The organism is Treponema sp. R80B11-R83G3 (genome assembly GCF_054786115.1).
The window spans coordinates 1-21,386 of sequence record NZ_BDHF01000607.1; the positions used below are offsets into that span (position 1 = coordinate 1).

Annotated in this window: 15 protein-coding genes; all 15 read left to right on the forward strand. The window is 43.5% G+C overall.

All coding sequences use genetic code 11. The features are described 5' to 3' along the window. The first annotated feature begins 274 nt into the window (after positions 1–274). The 15 genes from ACYVRH_RS15485 to ACYVRH_RS15555 all read left to right on the forward strand — a co-directional run bounded on the left by ACYVRH_RS15485 (position 275) and on the right by ACYVRH_RS15555 (position 21,302). Positions 275–622: a helix-turn-helix domain-containing protein gene (locus ACYVRH_RS15485; protein WP_461257740.1), complete on the forward strand. Its 348-nt coding sequence runs from the start codon at positions 275–277 to the stop codon at positions 620–622. Positions 623–741: 119 nt separating this feature from the next. After that, complete coding sequence (locus ACYVRH_RS15490; RefSeq protein ID WP_461257741.1) at positions 742–3,231, forward strand: methyl-accepting chemotaxis protein; 2,490 nt, start codon at positions 742–744, stop codon at positions 3,229–3,231. A gap of 8 nt (positions 3,232–3,239) precedes the next feature. Beyond that, positions 3,240–4,568 carry a 3-phosphoshikimate 1-carboxyvinyltransferase gene (aroA, locus tag ACYVRH_RS15495; RefSeq protein WP_461257742.1) on the forward strand — a complete coding sequence of 443 codons (1,329 nt, stop codon included), beginning with the start codon at positions 3,240–3,242 and terminating at the stop codon, positions 4,566–4,568. A 141-nt stretch (positions 4,569–4,709) separates the two neighbouring features. Then, complete coding sequence (locus ACYVRH_RS15500; RefSeq protein ID WP_461257743.1) at positions 4,710–5,828, forward strand: CIA30 family protein; 1,119 nt, start codon at positions 4,710–4,712, stop codon at positions 5,826–5,828. 106 nt (positions 5,829–5,934) lie between these two features. Further along, entirely contained in the window at positions 5,935–7,056 is a 1,122-nt protein-coding gene (locus ACYVRH_RS15505; RefSeq protein ID WP_461257744.1) for a CIA30 family protein, read from the forward strand. A gap of 155 nt (positions 7,057–7,211) precedes the next feature. Further along, positions 7,212–8,459 carry a glycoside hydrolase family 5 protein gene (locus ACYVRH_RS15510; protein WP_461257745.1) on the forward strand — a complete coding sequence of 416 codons (1,248 nt, stop codon included), beginning with the start codon at positions 7,212–7,214 and terminating at the stop codon, positions 8,457–8,459. Positions 8,460–8,490: 31 nt separating this feature from the next. After that, on the forward strand, positions 8,491–11,382 hold the full coding sequence (locus tag ACYVRH_RS15515) for an extracellular solute-binding protein (RefSeq protein ID WP_461257746.1): 2,892 nt from the start codon (positions 8,491–8,493) through the stop codon (positions 11,380–11,382). 8 nt (positions 11,383–11,390) lie between these two features. Beyond that, positions 11,391–12,323 (forward strand): carbohydrate ABC transporter permease, encoded by a 933-nt coding sequence (locus tag ACYVRH_RS15520; RefSeq protein WP_461257747.1) that lies wholly within the window; start codon positions 11,391–11,393, stop codon positions 12,321–12,323. 1 nt (position 12,324) lies between these two features. Then, positions 12,325–13,197 carry a carbohydrate ABC transporter permease gene (locus ACYVRH_RS15525; RefSeq protein ID WP_461257748.1) on the forward strand — a complete coding sequence of 291 codons (873 nt, stop codon included), beginning with the start codon at positions 12,325–12,327 and terminating at the stop codon, positions 13,195–13,197. Positions 13,198–13,202: 5 nt separating this feature from the next. Further along, positions 13,203–14,717, forward strand: a complete 1,515-nt coding sequence (locus ACYVRH_RS15530) for a hypothetical protein (protein ID WP_461257749.1) — start codon at positions 13,203–13,205, stop codon at positions 14,715–14,717. Then, positions 14,714–15,370, forward strand: a complete 657-nt coding sequence (locus ACYVRH_RS15535; protein ID WP_461257750.1) for a YIP1 family protein — start codon at positions 14,714–14,716, stop codon at positions 15,368–15,370. The genes ACYVRH_RS15530 and ACYVRH_RS15535 overlap by 4 nt, the downstream gene beginning before the upstream one ends. A gap of 60 nt (positions 15,371–15,430) precedes the next feature. Continuing rightward, positions 15,431–17,971, forward strand: a complete 2,541-nt coding sequence (locus ACYVRH_RS15540; RefSeq protein ID WP_461257751.1) for a DUF5696 domain-containing protein — start codon at positions 15,431–15,433, stop codon at positions 17,969–17,971. Next, positions 17,971–18,897, forward strand: a complete 927-nt coding sequence (locus tag ACYVRH_RS15545) for a carbohydrate ABC transporter permease (protein WP_461257752.1) — start codon at positions 17,971–17,973, stop codon at positions 18,895–18,897. Before ACYVRH_RS15540 ends, ACYVRH_RS15545 begins: the two co-directional genes overlap by 1 nt. Then, positions 18,890–19,864 (forward strand): carbohydrate ABC transporter permease, encoded by a 975-nt coding sequence (locus ACYVRH_RS15550; protein ID WP_461257753.1) that lies wholly within the window; start codon positions 18,890–18,892, stop codon positions 19,862–19,864. Before ACYVRH_RS15545 ends, ACYVRH_RS15550 begins: the two co-directional genes overlap by 8 nt. Before the next feature lie 91 nt (positions 19,865–19,955). Then, positions 19,956–21,302, forward strand: a complete 1,347-nt coding sequence (locus tag ACYVRH_RS15555) for an ABC transporter substrate-binding protein (RefSeq protein WP_461257754.1) — start codon at positions 19,956–19,958, stop codon at positions 21,300–21,302. Positions 21,303–21,386 lie beyond the last annotated feature (84 nt).

Genomic DNA, 21,386 nt, shown 5'->3' on the forward strand with positions numbered 1-21,386 from the left:
AAACATTTAAAATTATGGCGTATCCATATAGGAATCACTGTAAAAGGCATCTGCTTAGATTGTCTTTAATCTGCGGTGTTATTAATTTTGAAAACAGGTGTAAATAATGGGTTGTCGAACAAGTCTAATTAAAAAAACTTACACCGCCTTAAAACCTTGAGATAAATTTCAATCCTTTTTTACGGCATCTATCGCCTATATCCGCTAATAGTAACATATATTAGACATTATTACAAGTAACTTGTCAATAATATGCTACTACTTACTATAGTATATGATGAAAAATAACCCTCTGGAAATTCGTTCAATTTTAGCCAAAAACCTCAAGGAACAACGTAATAAATTGGGGTTATCACAGGAAAAATTTGCCGAAATATCCGGCTTATCCATTCAGACAATTAATGATATTGAAGGTTGCCGTAAATGGGTAAGCGATAAAACTATGACCAAACTTTCTTCAGCGTTGAATTTAGAGTGTTATCAATTATTACTGCCTAAATTGGCAATCAAGCGTAAGAAGGAAAAAAACTCAACACAACAACTTTGGGATTTAATGAAAACCATCAAAAAAAGCGTTGATTCTCAAATAGTATCCCATTTCACCGAATATTTAAAAAAATAAAGAAACATCTATCGCCTTTATCCGCAAAAAAAATTATCAATATGAATAATAGTGAATGAGGCAATTCAAGTTGATCATTTTCAAATTAATATGTTATACTTGTCAATTATGAGGAAAAAATGAAAGAAAAACAAACTGAAGAACGCAGGACTTCAATAAAAACCCGTTTTATTGTTTTCTCCGTTGTTCTTTTTTTGGTTATTTTTATCGGTGGGAGCGTGGCTTTTACCTTTTCAATGTGGCAAACCCTCCATTACACGGCGGGGTATGAACTGAGGGACGCGATGGAACTTCAAAAGGCCAAATTGGAAACATCGGTGAACAGCGAAATCGCCATTGCCATTAAAATGACAACTTCCCCATTGATACAGCGCCACTTCCTCAACCCTGCGGACAGCGAACTGAAAAGAATGGCCTTTGAAGAGATAGACGGATACCGCCGCGCGTTTAAAAGCCAATCGGTTTTCTGGTGCAGTGATGTTGACAAAGAATTTTACTTTGCCGAGGATAATCATTATCATCTTAATGCCGAAGACCCGGGTAACTATTGGTACAAAATGACTCTATACGAAACTGAAAAATATAATTTCAACATCAACTATAATGCGGAACTAAAACAGACCCTGCTGTTTATCAACGCGCCTGTTTTTGACGCGCAGCATAAGCCAATAGGCCTTGTGGGAACAGGTATCGACCTTACGGAATTTGTTAATAATATTTATAAAAATTATACAGGCAGCGCGGCTTTATACCTCTTTAACGATCTAGGGGAAATAACCGGCAGTAAGGACGTTAATCTTGTTACAAATAAAACAAAACTGGATAAAGCCCTTGGACATACCGGCGCGGAAATTCTTGAAAAAGTAAAATCAGGCGAATCTCAATTTTTTAATGTAGTCGAAGGCGTGGCGGCTTTAGTTAGCGTACCTACCCTTAACTGGCATATTACCGCTATTCAACCCCTTTACATTAAAGATGCCCTAAAAGGAAATATGACAATCCTCTTCCTGTTGATGATGGCGGTTATAATGGCTATTTTAATTATTTCCTTTATATTTCTCAGCGGTACTCTCAAACCTTTGAATAACATGGTACTGACGCTGGACAAAATAGCGGAAGACGGGGACTTAACGCGGCGGGTTGAATTCAAACACATGGACGAAATAGGCGTTCTCGCGCATGACTTTGACTTTATGATGGACAGAATTAAAAACCTTGTAGGGGTAATTAAATACAAAATCAACGCGCTTACCAATACGGGTCATGAGCTTTCTACGAATATGGCAAAAACTTCCAAAGCGGTAGACAATATTTCAACAAATTTTGACGGAATGAAGCACATGACGGTCAAGCAGGACAAAAGTGCCGCAGAAGCTCGCGGGGCGGCAAAAGATATTCAAAATAACATTGTAAGTCTGAATACGCAGATAGAAAGCCTGTCCAAGAACATCAATACATCATCTTCCGCAGTTGAAGAAATGACAGCTAACATTAATTCAGTAACCAGAACTTTGGTTGAAAACAGCAAAAATGTCAGCAGTTTGACGGAAGCGTCTGAAAACGGCAAAACGGGGCTTCAAACGGTAGCGGAAAAGATAAAGGATATTGCGCAGGACTCCGAGGGGCTTTTGGAGATAAACGCGGTCATGGATAATATAGCAAGCCAGACAAACTTGCTTTCGATGAACGCGGCAATTGAAGCCGCCCACGCCGGAGAAGCCGGAAGAGGATTTGCCGTAGTCGCCGATGAAATTCGCAAACTTGCCGAATCGTCGGCAAAACAGTCAAAGACAACTGCGGCGATGTTGAAAAAAATAAAAGCTTCCATAGACAGCATAACCGTATCTGCCAACGAGGTTCTTTCCCGTTTCGGCGTTATTGATGACGAAGTAAAGACGGTTTCGCAACATGAACAAAATATCCGCAACGCGATGGAAGAACAGGAAACGGGAGGAAAGCAAATACTGGAATCCATGCTGCACCTAAAAGAAATAAGCGTGTCGGTTAAAAAAGGATCGGAAGAAATGCTTGCGTCAGGCGATCATCTGACTAAACAAACGGATGACTTCATTAATATCAGCAATAGCGTGGTAGGCGGCATGAACCAAATAGTGAACGGCGCCATGCAGGAAATAAAAGCCGCAGTTACCCTTGTAGATGAAATGAGCACAGAGAATGGACGGAACTTTGATGATCTTAAAGTGGAATCGGAAAAATTCAAGGTTGAATCGGGTAATGAAAAGAAAAAAGTCATCGTAATTGATGATGAGGATACCGTTCTTACCCTGACAAAATCCATGCTTGAGAAAAATTATGACGTTACCACGGTCAATTCCGGTAAAGGGGCTTTGACCTTGTTCTTCCAAGGGTATACTCCAAATGTGGTGTTATTGGATTTGAATATGCCTGAAATGGGCGGATGGGATACTTACATCAGGATACGTGATCTAACTAAATTACACAGTGTGCCGATAGCGATTTACACGACTTCTGAAAATCCGCAGGATCAGGTAAAAGCGCGTGAAATGGGGTCGGTTGATTACATTAAAAAGCCGGTTAAAAAAGAAGAGTTGATAAACAGGATAGAGAGAATCCTTAAAAGAGCGTAATACATCTGATGAATGTTCGCGTAACTCCGCGCCGGTTTACCGGCACTTTTAAAATCCCCGCTTCAAAATCCCACACCATCAGGCAATTACTGATTGCCTCTCTCGCGGACGGTGAATCCGTGATAGAATACCCGCTTGATTCATTGGATACCCGCTCGTGCCTTTGCGCCTGCAAGGCTTTCGGCGCGGAAATAGCGGAACAACGTAACGGCGACGAAATAACAAGTTGGAAAATACGGGGTAATAACGGTTTTAAAAACGGGGTAGTTCCGCGCACTTTAATCGACGTGGGCAATTCCGGGACTACTCTTTACCTTGCGCTTGCCGTTGCCGGCCTTCAGCAAAAACCCATTGAATTTACAGGCGATGAACAGATTCAAAAACGAAGCGCAGCCCCCCTTCTTGACGCGTTGGCCGGTCTTGGCGTTAATTCTAAAAGTAATGATGGGTGCGCCCCAATAACGATTAGCGGTCCATGGAAAGGGGGGAAAGTGAACCTTCCATGCCCTACAAGCCAATACTTATCGGCAATTTTAATTGCCGCTCCGTTAGCTCCCGCCGAAACAGTAACCGAAATCGAAGTCCCCCTTCTTAACGAAAAACCGTATATCGAGATGACTCTTTCCTATTTAAAGGCACACGGTATTCCCTACAGTATCTGCGGTTCAGGAACCGGCGGTTTAAAAACCGAACGGGATTTTTCATTTTTTTCCATTCCCGGCGGCTCCTCATGGAAGGCGTTCTCTTCCTCTGTACCGGGTGATTTTTCATCCGCAGCATTCCCTGCCGCAGCCGCCGCGATTACCGGAGGCGCTGTAACATTGCTCGGTCTTGACCCGCAAGACACTCAGGGAGACAAATTTTTCTTTGAAATGCTGAAAAAAATGGGCTGTGATGTTCAATATAACGATAGTGGCGAAAATGGTCAGTCCATTACCGTTTCCCGCAGCGGTTCCCTTCGCGGCGGATCCTTTGATCTTAACAAAGCGCCTGATTTGCTCCCTGCGGCGGCAGTTACAGCCGCTTTTGCGGACGGGGATACGGCTCTTATCAATGTCGCCCATGCCCGTATCAAGGAAACTGACCGTATTGCCGTAATGATGAAAGAGTTAGCAAAACTTGGAATACGCTGTACTGAATTACCGGATGGTCTTGTTATTCACGGAAAAGGCGCATTGTTTCCAATAAAAACCCCTCTTATTGACGGCCACGGCGACCATCGTATTGTTATGTCTTTTGCCGCAGCCGCTCTTGGCAGCCCTGTTCCTGTCGAAATAACTACCGCCGAAAGCGCGGCTGTAACATATCCCGGTTTTATAGAAAAAGTTATTCGTTAGTTCTAAAAATACATGCTTTATTATAGATATTTATTGACGGTAGCGGATAATGAGGGTATTATTGTTATAATAGAATTGATCTTGAGACAAAGTTTTTAGCGTAGTAATAATAATAAATTAATTCTTTTTATGGAGGTTTTTATGAAAAACATAGAAAAGTTGTGTCTTTTTTCTCTTTTTGTCGCTATTTGTGCCGTTATCTTTGCCTGTGCGACAAGCGGCGGCAAGATTACTGCCTATGACTCGACAGCCACAAGCTGGGACTGGGTAGTCAACGGCGACGCGGATAATGGCGGAACATCCACTATCGCCATGACTGAAGGCGTTCAGGAAGGTGTACCCGCCTACAGTTTTAAAGGCAACATAACCAACAAGTACGAATATGGTTTTGTTAATGTTAAACTGTACCCCGATCCTAAAACCCTGGACATACTTAAAACCATTTCAGCTTTTTCATTCAGGATTTTAGGCGACGGCGACCGTTATGCGGTAAAAATTACAACATCTGATATAACGGATTATGCGTATTTTGAGTATGCTTTTGATACGGTAGAAGGTCAGCCTGTTACGGTTATAGTGCCTATAGAATATCTTATGCAGCCTTCCTGGGGGAAAACAGTAGGGACATCTGTCAATCTTGCCAATGCCCAATTTATTGAGTTCCAGACTACCCGCAACGGCAGTCCTGGTCCGTTTGAATTTAAACTTTGGGATGTAAGACTGTATAAAGGCGGCGTTCCCAGTGAAAAAGATGTAAATAAATCAAAACCAAAAGCGGCGGCGGCTCCTGCGGCGGCTAAGGGAATTGGCGGCGATCTGGGCGCTTTTGCGCTCAATTTGAATGACAATTTCCAGTATGGGGACGGTTATCAGGGCGTACTCTCCGATAGGCGTTTGTTCAACGGACATAAAATTGTACCGGGCGAGAGCTATACCTTAAAAATAACCTACACGGCAAGCCGCGATCTGGAAGACGTTGTACTGGTTGGCTTGGTTGATACCACTCCGGCGGCAAAATATTGGACATCTCTTTCATGGCTTGGTGATGACGGCATGGTGGAGCTTAAACAATCCAAGGCGGGGGAAGTAGTTTCCGCAACTATAAACTTCAAGACGGTAGCGGAGGCGACAGGTACATCCGGCGCCGCTAATGCGTTGGTGTTCATAACCAAAGGCGAGGGCAAAAAAGGCGTCGCAAATTCCGGCAAACAAAAGGCGGTAACGTTAAATTTTACCGAATTTGTTTTTAAGCAGGAATAGATATTTATTGACGGTAGCGGATAATAAGGGTATTATTATCATAATAGAATTGCTCTTGAGACAAGCGCGGTTCTAATATTAAATTAATTCTTTATGGAGGTTTTTTATGAAAAACAAAAAAATGACATCTTTGATTCTCTGCATGGCGCTTATGACGCTGGTTAGTTCATTTGCGTGGGCAAAAATCACCACTTATGACTCAAAAACTCTTAAGTGGACATGGTCAGTCAACGGCGATGAGGATAATGGGGGTTCGTCCACCATTACAATGAAAGAAGAAACGATTCAGAAGGGTGTGACCGGCTACGGTTTTTCCGGCGCAATAACCAACAAGTACGAGTATGGCTTTGTTAATGTTAAAGTAACTCCCGATGATGCGACTATGAATATACTCAAAAAGTGTACCGGCTTTTCGTTCAAGGTTATGGGGGATGGAGACGATTATGCCGTTAAAATCACCACATCAGACGTAAAAGATTACGCTTATTATGAGTATAGGTTTAATACTGTAAAAGGCCAGCCTATAACTGTCGTTGTACCGATAGAGTACCTGATGCAGCCTTCATGGGGAAAATCAATAGGGGCGAAGGTTAATACGGAGCTTGCCCAGTTTATTGAATTCCAGACTACCCGCAACGGCAGTCCCGGCACGTTTGAATTTAAATTATGGGATCTCAAGCTTTATACAGACGGTACTCCCGCGCTGTCTGCCGCCGAAAAGAAAGCCAATGATAAAGCGGTAAAAGACGCGGCGGCGGCTGAGGCGAAGATGGCAAAACCGGTTGGCGGCTCATTAACCGATGTTGTATGGAATGTTGTTGACAATTTTGAATATGCGGATGGCTATATGGTCTATTTTGGCGATGCTCGCGTATTTAATGGAAACAAGATCAGTAAAGGCGATACCTATACATTAAAATTCACTTGCACCGCAAGCCGCGATCTGGAAGCTGAAATGAGGATTTATCTGGTAGATCATACTTCTGCGGCAAATTATCATACTGAACTTACCCCGCAGATAAAAGTTCCCGGCTCACAGCTTAAAGCGGGCGTGCCATTCTCCGCGGAAATAACGTTTGTCGCAAATAAAAGCGCGACAAGCACAAAAGTTGAAGCAAATTTGATTGGAATGGAAACGTCTGGTGAGGGGAGAAAAGGTTCAAAAGGTTCCGGTAAACAAAAAGCGTTTACTATAACTTTTAGCGAATTTGTTTTTAGTAAAAATTAGATAAAATATGTATACTCGCCTCACACAGAGGAATGTTCTGACCGCTAAAAGCGGTCAGAACCAACGCGATAAACGGTATTAAAACGCCGTTTATCTCAATGTAAAATAAATCCTTTGTGTGGGGTTTAAAGAGCTTTTATGGAAGGCCGCGAATAATGAAAAAGTTTTTGCTATGCTTGTTTATCTCTGCCCTGTTAGCATCCTGCCATTCGTCTTCTGTTTCGCGAAAAGAGGCAGTGAACCTTTCATATAAGCCAAAAGTCTCGGATACGAAAAATGATTATACTCCGCAACCGATGTCTGATAAAACAGCCTTCGATTATTTTCATGATGAAGGACTGCTTGTCGGTTGGAATGTCGGAAATAGTCTTGACGCCTATGTCAGCGGACGGGCAAGCGAAACTGCATGGGGTAACCCAAAAATAAATCAGGCGCTGCTTGACGGCGTTAAACAGGCCGGTTTTAATTTGGTGCGCATCCCCGTAACATGGATGGGCTGGATTGGCCCCGCGCCTGATTATCATATAAATGAAAAATATATGGAGCGCGTCGAAGAAGTGGTTAATATGGCGCATAACGCCGGTCTCAAGGCGATTATCAATCTGCACCACGACGGCTCAACCGTAAAAGGAAGGGACAATGGCTGGCTTTCTGTCAACAAAGCCCGGGCAAGCGAGGACGGTTACAAAGAAGTAACATTTAAATTTGTACGCGTGTGGAAGCAGATAGCGGAGTATTTTAAAAATTACGGCGATTGGCTGTTCTTTGAATCAATGAACGAAATTCATGACGGCAACTGGGGGTGGGGCAGTGAAAGCGTACAGAATCCTCAATATGATATTGTAAACGAATGGAACCGGCTTTTTACAAAAGTTGTAAGGGACACAGGCTCCAATAACGCCACGCGTTATCTTGTTCTTCCCGGTTATTGTACCGTCGCTAAACACACCGTAGCCAATTATTTTTGGCTGCCGCCTGACAGCGCCCCTAACAGACAGATTGTTACTTTTCATTATTATGAGCCAAGTGAGTTTGCCATAGATGGAAAACGTTCCTCATGGGGAACAGATAGCGAAAAACAAAGAGTAGAAAATGATTTTGCCCCCTTCAAGGGAAAATTCATTGATAATAAGATTCCGGTAATTATAGGAGAAACTGGCGCGGTTTTACAGTTGCATCCGGACGACAAAGCAGTTGAAGCGCAGGCGCGCCAAAGCAGAATAAATTACTTTACCCATGTATTTGTTACCGCAAAAAAATACGGTCTTGTTCCAATTTATTGGGACAATGGGGCTATAAGAGGCAATGGGGAAAAATACGGTCTTTTTGACCGTATAACGGGTCAGCCGAATTCGGCGGACAGTTCCGTTCTTATTAATATTATGATTAATAGTGTTAAATAGATATATTTTATGAATAAAGGCAGTTATAAAAATGGATGAAAATAATACTAAAGTTAAAATTTTGATAACTGCCGCCGTTATTATCGTTGTTGTGGCGCTGATTATTTTTGCCGTAACAAGGAAAGAACAGGATTTTTCCGCAAAGTATGCCGGCTTTGATCTTAGCGGCGCGAGTACCGGAAGAACCAATACATATTCCCGCTACATGGAACGTTACATTGACGCGCCTGCCGGACAACAGGACATTCCTGTCAATATTTTTGCATGGACTTCCGCGCAGGGAGTTTCTACGCTTAATAATTTTGAAAATGAAGCGCGTGTTCTGCGCACGGAAGAAATAAGTTTTGTTGAGTATACGGTCAATGTTGAACAGGCAGGGCTTTATTTTATAAAAATGGAATATTACCCGGTTGAGTCAAGGGGCATCGCGATTGAACGCGCTCTTTCAATTAACGGCGAGATTCCCTTTCTTGGCGCGGACAGGCTTTCTTTCCAGCGCGTCTGGGGCGACAGTTCCAACAGCCGTTTTGACAATCAGGGTAACGAAATCCGTTCTTCTCAGGTTGAAAAACCGCGCTGGGAAAACGAGTGGTTTAGGGATTCATTGGGTTATTTTGCGGAGCCTTATTCTTTCTATTTGCGGCAAGGCGCAAATACCATCAGGCTTACGGGCATAAATGAACCTGTAGTGATCCGTTCTCTTTCAATAAAAGCCCCTGTAAAGACGCAGAGTTACCGTGATTTTATTTCTAACATAAATTTAGATAAATATAAAAACAACCGCAGTAATTATTTATTGAGGATTCAGGGAGAAAAATCGACGCGAAGATCCGATCCTTCCCTGTACCCTATTTATGATCGTTCTTCAGGCGCGACAGAACCTCCAAGCGTGGCAAGGATAAGACTGAACATGATTGGCGGTCAGAGCTGGCGCGTGGCGGGGCAGTGGATCGAGTGGGAATTTGAAGCGCCGGAAAACGGGATGTACCGTATTTCAATTAAGGGCAGGCAAAATTATAACAGAGGTTTTGTTTCAAACCGTACTGTTATGATAAATGGGGAAATTCCCGTTCAGGAACTTTCCGCCGTGCCTTTTGTCTATAGCAATAAGTGGAATCTTGTTACGTTAGGTGATAATAACGGGTATTTTTATTTTCCGTTGGAAGCGGGTCCGAATACCATTCGTATCCAGGCGACTCTGGGCGGCATGGGCGAAATGCTTAACATAATGGAAGAAAGCGTTTTTCGCCTGAACGCGATATACCGAAAAATACTTGTATTGACCGGGCCTGAGCCGGATATTTACCGCGATTACCGCGTTGATGTCGTGTATCCAGAAGTTATTGAAGCGATGAAACTGGAGAGCAAAATACTGTTTAAGCTGGTTGATGATTTAACGAACTATTCAGGCGAGCGAAGCGCTCAGGCGGCGGTTGCGTTGACTCTTGCCCGTCAGCTTGAACTTTTTGTAAGAAGGCCTGACAAAATTCCAAGAACGCTTGTTAATTTTAAAACTAATATAAGCTCTCTTGGCGACAGTTTGCTCGCCCTTTCCCAATCACAGCTTGATATTGATTACATTACAATCAGCGCCTCTGACGCGAAATTGCCTAAAATACATGAAAATTTCTTTGTCGCCGCTTCGCATGAAATACGCTCATTTTTCGCGTCGTTCTTTGTTGATTACAATAACCTTGGCGATTTTCACCGCAAGAGCGCCGACGTTATCAATGTTTGGATTCTTGCGGGCCGCGATCAAAGTACAATCTTAAAAGCGATGATAGACGATACTTTTACTCCGTTAACAGGAATAAAAGTAAACGTAAAACTTGTAGCCGCGGACGCTGTTATGCCGGCGGTTGTAGCGGGTACGGGGCCTGACATGGCTCTTACCGTTCCTCAGGGCGATCCTGTCAATTACGCCATTCGCAGCGCGGCTGTAGATATTTCAAAGTTTCCCGATTTTGATGAGGCGGTAAAAGATTTAAGCACAAGCGTGATTGTTCCTTTTACATTTGAGGGCGGCGTATACGGTTTGCCGGAAACGCAGTATTTTCACGTAATGTTTTACAGGAAGGATATTTTTGAAGAATTAAGGCTTCCAATTCCCGATACATGGGATGAATTAATTAATATCCTGCCCGTTATTCAAAAAAATAATATGAATGTAGGCGTTCCTTCCGTCGCGACTAGCATTCAGGCAAATATCGACTTTTCAAACTTCCTTGCGCACCTGTTCCAGCGCGACGGACGCATGTACAATGAAGAAAATTCGCGGACTCTTTTAGACAGTGAGACCGCCATAGAAGCTTTTGACGTTTACACAAAATTCTTTACCCACTATAAAACGCCGGTCGTTTACGATTTTGTAAACCGTTTCCGTACAGGTGAAATGCCGCTCGCGTTCGCGGATTATACAAATTTTAATACGTTGGAAGTATTCGCGCCGGAACTCCGAGGTTTATGGGGTTTCTCCAGAATGCCGGGTCTTCCAAGGGAAAATGGAGTAATAAACCGCTCCGTTTCAACGGGAACTCTCGCTTCCATGATTTTTTCCGGGTCGAAAAATAAAGAAGCGGCGTGGCAATTTATGAAATGGTGGATAAGCGCGGATACTCAGCTTAGGTACGGACGTGAGCTTGAAAGCATCATGGGCGCGGCTGCGCGTTATCCCACCGCGAATTATGCGGCTTTCAGGCGGCTTTCATGGGGTTCGGAGCAAATGGCGGTTCTTGACGAACAGCGCAAGTGGACTGTGGGAGTGCCTGAAGTTCCCGGCGGATACTTTATTAGCCGCCATATTACAAACGCCGTGCGCAAGATTTTAAATGAAGGGCAGGATACGCGGGAAACCCTGTTGGATTATACGCTTACAATTAACGATGAGTTAATTAAAAAACGAAAAGAATTTGGTTTGGAATAGGGGGATAAATGAGTTTTTCAAGCTATTATAACAAAATAAAAGAGAAAAATAAAAGGCTCATAAAAGAAATAAGCAGACATAAGGTCTGTTATATTTTTCTTGCTCCTTATGCGATTGTTTTCCTTCTTTTCTTTGTCGCTCCTGTTGTAATATCGATATTTTTCAGTTTTACGTATTATAACATTCTTGAACCGCCTAAGTTTATCGGGCTGCGCAATTATATCAATCTTCTGTTAGGTGATGATGTGTTTTTAATTTCGCTAAAAAACACGTTTATTATGGCGGCGATAACGGGGCCAATCGGCTATATCGCCGCTTTCCTGTTTGCGTGGTTTATTAACGAATTGCCGCGCTATATTCGCGCTTTTGTAACTTTAATTTTCTACGCGCCGTCAATTTCCGGGGCTGTTTACATGATCTGGACACTGATATTTTCAGGCGACGCTTACGGTTATATAAACGGCATTTTAATGAACATAGGTATTATTGACCAGCCGATATTTTGGCTGACCGATCCCCATTATATGATGCCCGTAATGCTTATAGTTATCCTGTGGATGAGTTTAGGCGCGGGCTTCCTAGCGTTCCTTGCCGGCCTTTCCACGATTGATCCGACTCTTTATGAAGCCGGTCTTGTAGATGGGATTTCCAATCGCTGGCAGGAGTTGTGGTACATTACTTTGCCAAACATGAAGGGAATGTTGATGTTCGGCGCGGTCATGGCTATTACGCAGTCATTCGGGGTCGCGGACGTAACAGTCGCGCTTGCCGGTTCTCCAAGTACGGATTATGCCGTGCATACCGTTGTCAACCATCTTGTTGATTACGGTTCAGTGCGTTTTGAAATGGGTTACGCTTCCGCCATTGCCACAATACTGTTTTTTACAATGATTGTAATTAATACGGTTATTCAAAAAATGCTTAAACGGGTGGGAACTTAACATGGTAAAAAAGCCCAAAAAATTAGTCGGCGGCAGAAGACTTAACCGTTCATTCGGCGGAGACGCGTTTATTATTACAATCCTCACTCTTTTTGGGCTTTTCTTCGCGTATCCGCTTGTTTTTGCGATTAACAACGCTTTTAAACCGTTAAATGAAATCTTCCGGTTTCCGCCCACTCTTTTTGTCAAACGTCCCACGTTAAATAACTTTCAGGATATGTTTATTCTTATGAGCAAGTCATGGGTTACTTTTTCACGTTACATTTTTAATACTGTATTCATTACCGTTGTCGGAACCGTCGGCTTAATTATTGTAGCGTCTATGGGCGCGTTTGTCGTATCAAAGTATAAATTCCCCGGTTCCAAAATATTTTTTACCGGCGTAATCATAACCCTTATGTTCTCAGGCTATGTTACGGCGATTCCCAACTACCTTGTTATGGCGCGTCTTGGCTGGGTAGACACTTACCTTTCCGTAATTGTTCCCGCGTTTGCCATGCCTATGGGATTCTTTCTGTTAAAGCAGTTCATTGACACCATACCGGATACGCTGTTGGAAGCGGCAAAGGTAGACGGCGCAAAGGAGTTTCGTATTTTTATATGGATAGTTCTGCCAATGATTAAGCCGGCGTGGCTTACCGTAATGATCTTTTCTGTTCAGAACCTTTGTAACGCGAGGGCATCCAACTTTATATATTCAGAACAATTAAAAACACTGCCTTATGCGCTTGGCCAGATTATCACAGGCGGTATCGCCCGCGCCGGCGTAGGAGCCGCAGTAACGCTCTTTGTAATGATTGTCCCGTTAATAATGTTTATCTTTGCCCAAAGCAATGTCCTGCAAACAATGGCAAGCTCAGGAATAAAGGAATGATACAAATGAAAAAAGTTAAATTAATTTTTAAGCATAAAAAATATTCTCCTAATTCCTCATTGCTCACTGCTCACTGCTCACTGCTCCCTCTCTTCCTACTCGCCGTTATGTTATTTACCCCCGTACTATCACTCCACGCCGATCCCACCAACTACACTTACAATTATGACTATTGGCTGGAGCAGGTTTCTTCGCCTGACGCGTACCGTGTTAGCGAATATATTCTTGGAACTGATTTGGAAGTAGGCCATTTTAGGGATCCTCAGGGGTTATTTATTCGGGATAACCGCATTTATATCTGCGATTCGGGCAATAACCGGATTTTAAAAATTGAAGTTGATGAAAACGGCAAGCATACCGTAAAAGCAAATGTTTCTTCCGTAATTATTAACGGGGAAGAATCGCCGTTTAATTATCCTATGGATATTTTTGAAAACAGGGACGGTAATCTTTATATTACTGACACTAATAATAGGCGCGTGCTTGTACTTGATAATAACTGGAAATATATTTATACAATTGATAAACCTGAAGATGAGAGCATTGGTGAGCTTACGGAATTTCTTCCTGTAAAGCTGGTCGTTGATTTCGCGAACCGCGTTTTTATTCAAGCGCGTAACATTAACAAAGGGCTTATGGAGTTTGACAGCCGTTGGGAATTTTCCGGTTATATGGGAGCGAATAAGGTTACAGTTAATCCAATTGATTATATATGGAAACTTCTTTCTACTCAGGCGCAAAAAGAGCGCATGGATTTATTTATTCCGACAGAGTACAGCAATGTCGCTCTGGACAGGGATGGGTTTATTTATGTTACCAATTCTATGGGGCAGACGGATCCTGTCAGGCGGCTTAACGCGATGGGGCAGGATATTTTAATCCGTAACGGTTATGAAGATCCGGTAGGCGATTTGGCGGTAGGTAACGCGGGCGGCATATCAGGCCGTTCCCGTTTTATAGACGTAGTAGCTTTTGATAACGATTCTTACGCCTGTTTTGATAGGGCGCGCGGGCGTATTTTTATGTATGATTTTCAGGCAAACCTGTTATACGCTTTTGGCGGAGTCGGCAACCGAAAGGGTTCGTTCTTGCAGCCGATTGCCCTTGAAAAAATGGGATACGCTTTATACGCCCTTGATTCAAGAGCCGCCACCCTTACCCGCTTTGATCTTACCGATTACGGAGCGTTAATTAACGAAGCGTTAAACGAATACAAAGCCGGCCGTTATGAGTCATCAGCGGTAGTTTGGGAAAAAGTTTTAAAAATGAACGGAAATTATGATTTGGCTTACATTGGAATCGGCCGGGCGGCGCTTAGGGAAAAAGAATTTCAAAAAGCCATGAAGTATTATAAGTTAAAACATTACCGCGAAGGTTACGGAAAAGCTTTCCGGTTGTACCGCAAGCAATGGATGGAAGAAAACCTCTGGTGGATACTTTTAATTATAGGAATCGCTGTTCTTCTGCCGCCTGTTATCAGATTCTCAATTAAAACCGTCAAGGAGATTAAGGAAGCATGAAATACCTTAACGATAAAGAATGGTGGACGCGTTTGGGAAAGACGCTTAAATACTCACTTTATGTATGCACCCACCCGCTTGACGGTTTTTGGGATTTAACTCATGAAAAGCGCGGTTCTATCGCTGCGGCAAATATTATAATCGCTCTTGCCGTTGTGGTGGAAGTTCTTCGCCTTACATTAACAAATTTCCAGTTTGTTTCAATTAACATGGAATACTTTAACTCTGTCATTGTCGCCCTGCGAATTTTATTGCCAGTCGGGCTATGGACTGTCGCAAACTGGAGTCTTACGACGCTTATGGACGGCAAGGGTCGAATGTTTGAAATTTATATGTCCGTTTGTTACGCGCTTACTCCTTATGTAATCATCAATGCGGTTATGATAGTGTTAAGCCAAATAATTACTTTTGATGAAGGCGCGATTTACTGGGTGCTTGCGGGCTTTTCCGCTATATGGACTGGTATCTTGATACTTGCCGGTATGATGATGGTTCACGATTATTCATTGGCAAAAACAATCGGTTCCAGTTTGCTTACCATAGTTGGAATGGGCATAATGGTTTTTATATTTGTAATTTTCTTCAGTCTTGTCAGCGACGCTGTAGCTTACTTTATATCCTTGTATAAGGAAATACTTTTTAGGGTACTATAACAGTGAGCAGTGAGAAGTGAGCAGTGAAGAAAAGATGGGATTAGGGAGGAGTTAGGGGTAATGGTGAGGAGAGTTGCGGGAATTTTTATGGTTTTATTCATTCTCTTTGCTTTTGGTTCCTGCGGGAGGCAGGCGTCAAGGGCGAGGACTGTTACTCTTTTTGAAAACGATGGCAGTACGGAAGAGCTTGTTCTTGAAAATGAATATTTGCATCTGCGTTTCTTGCCGCAAACTGCGGAAATAATTCTTACGGACAAGGCAAACGGCGTACAATGGCGTTCTAATCCTAAGGATGCCGAAAACGACGCGCTTGCCGATGTAGTAACAAAAGATTTTTTAGGCTCCCAGTTCTCTCTGGAATACGCCGATGCCGCCGGAGTCGGCATGACTTTGTATTCAAGCCTTAACAGCGTGGCGTTAGGTGTTTACGATTATTCCCTGTCGGATAATATGCTTGAAGTGCGTTATTCAATCGGCGATATTGCCCGCAGTTATATTATTCCACCGGCGGCGCCTGAACAAAGGATGTTGCCGTTTTTGGAACAAATGGAACTTGACGACAGGCGCAAGGTTGAAGCAAGTTACCGTCTCTACGACATTAACAATCTGCGCTCAAGCGACGACAAAGCCAAGCTCTTGTCCAATTATCCCGATCTCAGCCGGACAAAAATGTATGTGTTACGTGATAATACGCAAGAATACATGAAAGAAACAATGGAAGAACTTTTCGCTCAAGCCGGCTACACATTCGATGACTATTCTGAAGACTCTTCCCTTTATACGGCACCGGAGGGCGCGGACAAACCTGCATTTAACATAACGTTGCGTTATACGCTTGACGAAAAATCACTGGTGCTTAATGTGCCTTTTGACAGAATAGCGTACAGGCCGGCGTATCCCATAACCCAATTAAGCCTTCTGCCGTATATGGGAGCCGGGGGAGTCGATGACGAAGGTTATCTGCTTGTTCCAGACGGTAGCGGGGCGCTGATATACTTTAACAACAAAAAGCAGAACCAATTAGCGTATAACAACGATGTATATGGCTGGGATGAGGCGACACCGCGTGATGCGATAATCAATGACAACAAAGCGCTTTTCCCCGTATTTGGCATACAGAAAAACGGGAATGCCATGTTATGCGTCATTGAAGAAGGCGCTTCATACGGCGGAGTGCGCGCCGACGTATCAGGCCGTAACAGTTCGTGGAACAATGTATATCCCCAATTTAACATAGTTCACGGCGCTAAAATGGACATTTCAGGCCGTTCCGACAGGTCGGTATACCTGTACGAAAGAAATCTGCCTGCGGGCGAAGGTATCACCCTGCGCTATACCCCATGCGCTCAAGACGGTTATGTTGGTATGGCAAAAGAATACCGTTCATGGCTTATGCAAAAACATCCGTCTTTGGGCGCGAGTACAGAGAACGGCGTACCAATCGCCATAGAGATTGTCGGCGCGGTGAACAAGACCCAGCACCGGCTTGGCATACCGCTTGATCTGCCGTTGAAACTTACTTCTTATAAAGAATCTGAAAGCATGATAGATGATTTTGCCAAATGGGGCTGGAAAAATGTGAGGATAAAACTTACCGGCTGGTTTAACCGCAGCGTTGAACATACAATACCGGGAAAAATTAAATTGATAACTGAGCTTGGCAGTAAAAGAGATTTTAAAAAAATGACATCCGCCGCTAAAGAAAACGGCTATGAAATTTTTCCCGAAGCGGATTTTCTTTTTATTAGGAATGTCAAACCGTTTGACGGTTTTGATCTTTACCGCGATGCTGCGCGTTATGTAAACCGTAAACGGATAGAAAAATATCCTTTCAGTTTTGTCTGGTTCGGAGAACGTATCCGCTGGGGCAAACTGAGTTATCTTGCCCGCCCCGCCTACATGATGTCCCTGATAGACAAGTTTTCGCGTAAGTCCGCAAAATTTAATCTGCATAACATAGCGTTCAGAAGTTTGGGCGCGAAACTTTCAGGCGACTACCATGAAAAGAGGCTTGTCAGCCGCGAAGCTTCAATGAAGATGAGACAGGAAAAACTTAATGAATTGTCGGGTAAAGGAACCGGCGTTATGTTAAACACGGGTTATGCGTATGCCGCGCCCTTGGCAAGTTTCATTACTGACATGACCATTGACGATCAAGGTTTCGGCATAACTGATGTTTCGGTGCCATTTTATCAGATTGTTCTTCACGGACTGGTTCCATATACTGGGCCGGCGATAAACCTTGCCGAAGATTACACTAAAAATCTGCTTAAAACCATTGAGAGCGGGGCGGGGCTGTACTTCAGTTTTATGAGCGAAGAAACTACCGTGTTGCAGGAAACAAAGTTCAGGCAATTTTATGCCAACGAATACGACAAATGGTCGCCGGATGCCAACGCCCTGTACCAAAAATTTGCCGCCGATTTTGCGGGACTGTACGACAAGGCGATTACCGATCATGTTATTATATCAGCGGGATTGACGCTTACCGAATATGAAGACGGAAGGCGCGTTATAGTGAACAGTACGGACAACGCCGTTAATTATGACGGTGTTGTTATTAACGCGAACAGTTACGCGGTACTACGGAGGGGCAACTGATGTATTTAATAAAAAAGAATGATAAATTTTCCCTGACGCTTGAAGGCAAGAACGCGGTTGCGGGTTATCTGTTTATTCTGCCCTTCCTGCTCGGCCTATTGGCGTTTATGTTTTTGCCGATTCTGGAATCCCTGCGAATGGTATTCAGCGACGTTAATATCGATTTGGAAAAAAACGGATTCTCAATGAATTTTTCCGCAATGGATAATTTAAAACGCGTTCTTATGATTGATCCTGAGTTTAACCGTCTGCTTGTCGAAGAAATTGGGCGTATGCTCCTGATAGTCCCTGCTGTAATTATTTTCAGCCTGTTTGCCGCCCTTATACTGAATCAGGAATTTAAGGCAAGGGGGATAGTGCGGGCGATTTTCTTTCTGCCTGTAATTCTTTCTTCCGGCATCATGATTGGGCTTGAGACCAATAATACGCTTTTGAGCAGCATGGCGGATATTATAAAGGAAGGCAATTTAATGAAGTCGTCGGTTACCGGCGTGCTTGAGGATATACTCGTTACTGAAGGCGCCGCAAGCGATTTTATGGCGTATATTTTCCAAACCATAAATCAAATTTACGATATAGCGATGGCTTCCGGCATACAGATAATTATCTTCCTTTCCGCCCTGCAAACAATTCCGCCAAGTATGTTTGAGGCTGCTAAAATCGAAGGAGCGACAAGCTGGGAGTGTTTCTGGAAAATAACGTTCCCAATGATCAGTCCACTGATACTTGTTAATGTCGTTTACAGCGTTGTTGATTATTTTATCAGAACTGATAATCGCGTTATGGAAAAAATTAGGGTAACAATGATGCAGCGTATGGAATACGGTTTTTCTACCGCAATGGCATGGGTGTATTTTTTTACCGTTATTTTAATCATCGGCATTGCGATGGCGATAATTTCCAAAAGGGTGTACTACTATGAATAACAATGATAAAACCGGAGAATGGGGCGGCATATCCCGCTCATACCATCTTCAAAAAACTATTCTTGACATAGCGTATAAAATATGCCGCGCTGTACTGCTCTTTGGCCTGTGTTTTCTTATCGTGCAGCCGTTGTTGGATAAACTCAGCGTCAGTTTTATGGAACAGCAGGATTTGTACGACAGTACGGTTGTGAGCATTCCCCGTCATTTTACGCTGGGAAATTACAGGCTGGCGGGAGAACTGCTTGAGTTTTGGCCCGCGCTGCTGCAAACCATAATTATTGTATTGGTCAGTTCCGCTTTACAGGTTTCCGCGTGTACTATGGCGGGTTATGGTTTTGCGCGTTATAAATTTCCTCTGAAAAATTTTTGGTTTATGTGCGTTATGCTGATTATTGTCGTTCCGCCTCAGACTATCATGGCTTCGCTCTACCTTAATTTCCGTTTCTTTGACATATTCGGCCTATTGCGCCTGATAACCGGCGATCCGGCTAATCTGTTGGACAGCGCCGCATGTTATTGGCTGCTTTCCGCTACGGGCATGGGCTTGAAAAGCGGATTGTATATTTTTATGCTCAGGCAGTATTTCCGCGGTATGCCCAAAGAACTTGAAGAAGCGGCGTGGGTGGACGGCTGCGGCAGATTCAAGACTTTTATCAGGATAATGCTTCCCGACGCTACGCCAATGCTCACATCCTGTTTTTTATTTTCCTTTGTGTGGCAATGGACGGATTCTTTCTACTCGACATTGTTTTTAAGTAACTATAAAATGTTATCAGTGGGCTTGAGCAGAATTGCCGACAGGCTGGGCGCGTGGTGGATGTCAATGAACAGCAGTGCGGGCGCTGTTTATACTGTGGCGCCGATGGGATATACCAAGGCGATAATAGCCACCGGTATGTTGGTATGCCTTGCCCGAAAGAATTATTGTATCTGGTGGCGCAAAAGGCCTTTGTTGAGTCATTGAGCCAGACGGGTATTAAGATGTAGTTTTCAATGCGGATGCCATCTTATGGCAGACCGCTTGAAATAAATTTTATTTTGAGAGGAGGCATATAATGCTGAAAAAAACGATGATTATGGCGCTGGCGGTGTTGGCGCTGATTACGGCGTTTCCCGTTTGGGGTCAGAACAAGGCGAATGTAAAGGGAATGGAAATTATTATTGGAAACTGGTGGGCGGATTATGACGTTAATACCAGAAAACCGCAGAATGATGCCGCTGAAAAATTACTTGAACAGCGTAAAAAATTAATGAAGGAATACAACGTCACCATCAGGGAAAAAGCCCTGACCGACTGGAATGGGATGCAGCAAAAAGCGGTTATATCCACCATGTCAGGAAAACCTGAAGCGCAGGTTTTTATGTTGCAGCCAAACTGGGCTATGGCGATGAGGGCGCGCGGTTTGCTTGCCCCGATACCCAACACTATCAAAAGTCCTAAGCCCATTGGCAAGGGATATTTGCCGGTAGAATTTAACCAGCCTGCGATTGATTCCTTTACTTTTGATGGTAAAATCTACGCCTTTTCGGTAGGCATCAATCTGAACAATTTTGAAGCTTTGTTTTTTAACAAACGCCTGTTTAGGGAAGCGGGACTTGATCCCAACCTCCCCTACAATATGCAGAAAGCCGGCACATGGACATGGGCCAACTTCATTGATGTTTGTAAAAAACTGACACGGGATATAAACAACGACGGCAAAATTGATACCTACGCAATGTGCGCTGACCTTTCTACGGAAATACTGGATGCGATAACTTCCAGTAACGGCGCCCAATATGTAGACAAGGACCCCAGGACTGGTAAATTTGTCAATGCTACAGGCAGGCCGGAATTTCTGGAAGCCCTGCAGTATGCCATCAGGCTGAAGAACGAAGGCGTTTTAAAACCCAGACCGGACGGCAGCAACTGGGATTGGTACAAATCCGAGTTTATTGACGGAAGAGTTGCGATGCGTGTTGATGAGTCATATATAGCCAACAGTGATTCTGTTGAGTTGAATAAAATGAAAGATGACTGGGGCATGGTGCTGTTCCCAAGAGGGCCGAAATCCCCCACTGTCCGCGTGTATAGCCGTGATAACCTGATGGTCATTCCCGCTACTTATAAGCCTGCGGAAGTGGAAAAAATTCTTTGGGCAGTGGCGCTGTGGCACACTCCTGCTGATGATGACTGGAAATCAGGACAATATAACTATTTCCGTGATTCCCGCGCCGTTGATGAAACTCTGGCGCTTGTCCGCGACCCCAAACTTGCCATGATAAAATACTTTTCCTATATCAATGGTCTTGAGCGCGGCGATATTGCATGGAATATGTGGTATCATGACGGCGAACCCGCCCAGTTAATTGAATCTGTTTCTCAGGACTGGAATACAAAAATAAACGAAGCTAATAAGTAAGAGAACCTCTAAAAACCTCGTTAGGTTTTTAGAGGTTACTAATCCCCGGTATTTAAATTACCGGGGATATTTTCCCGCTTAACG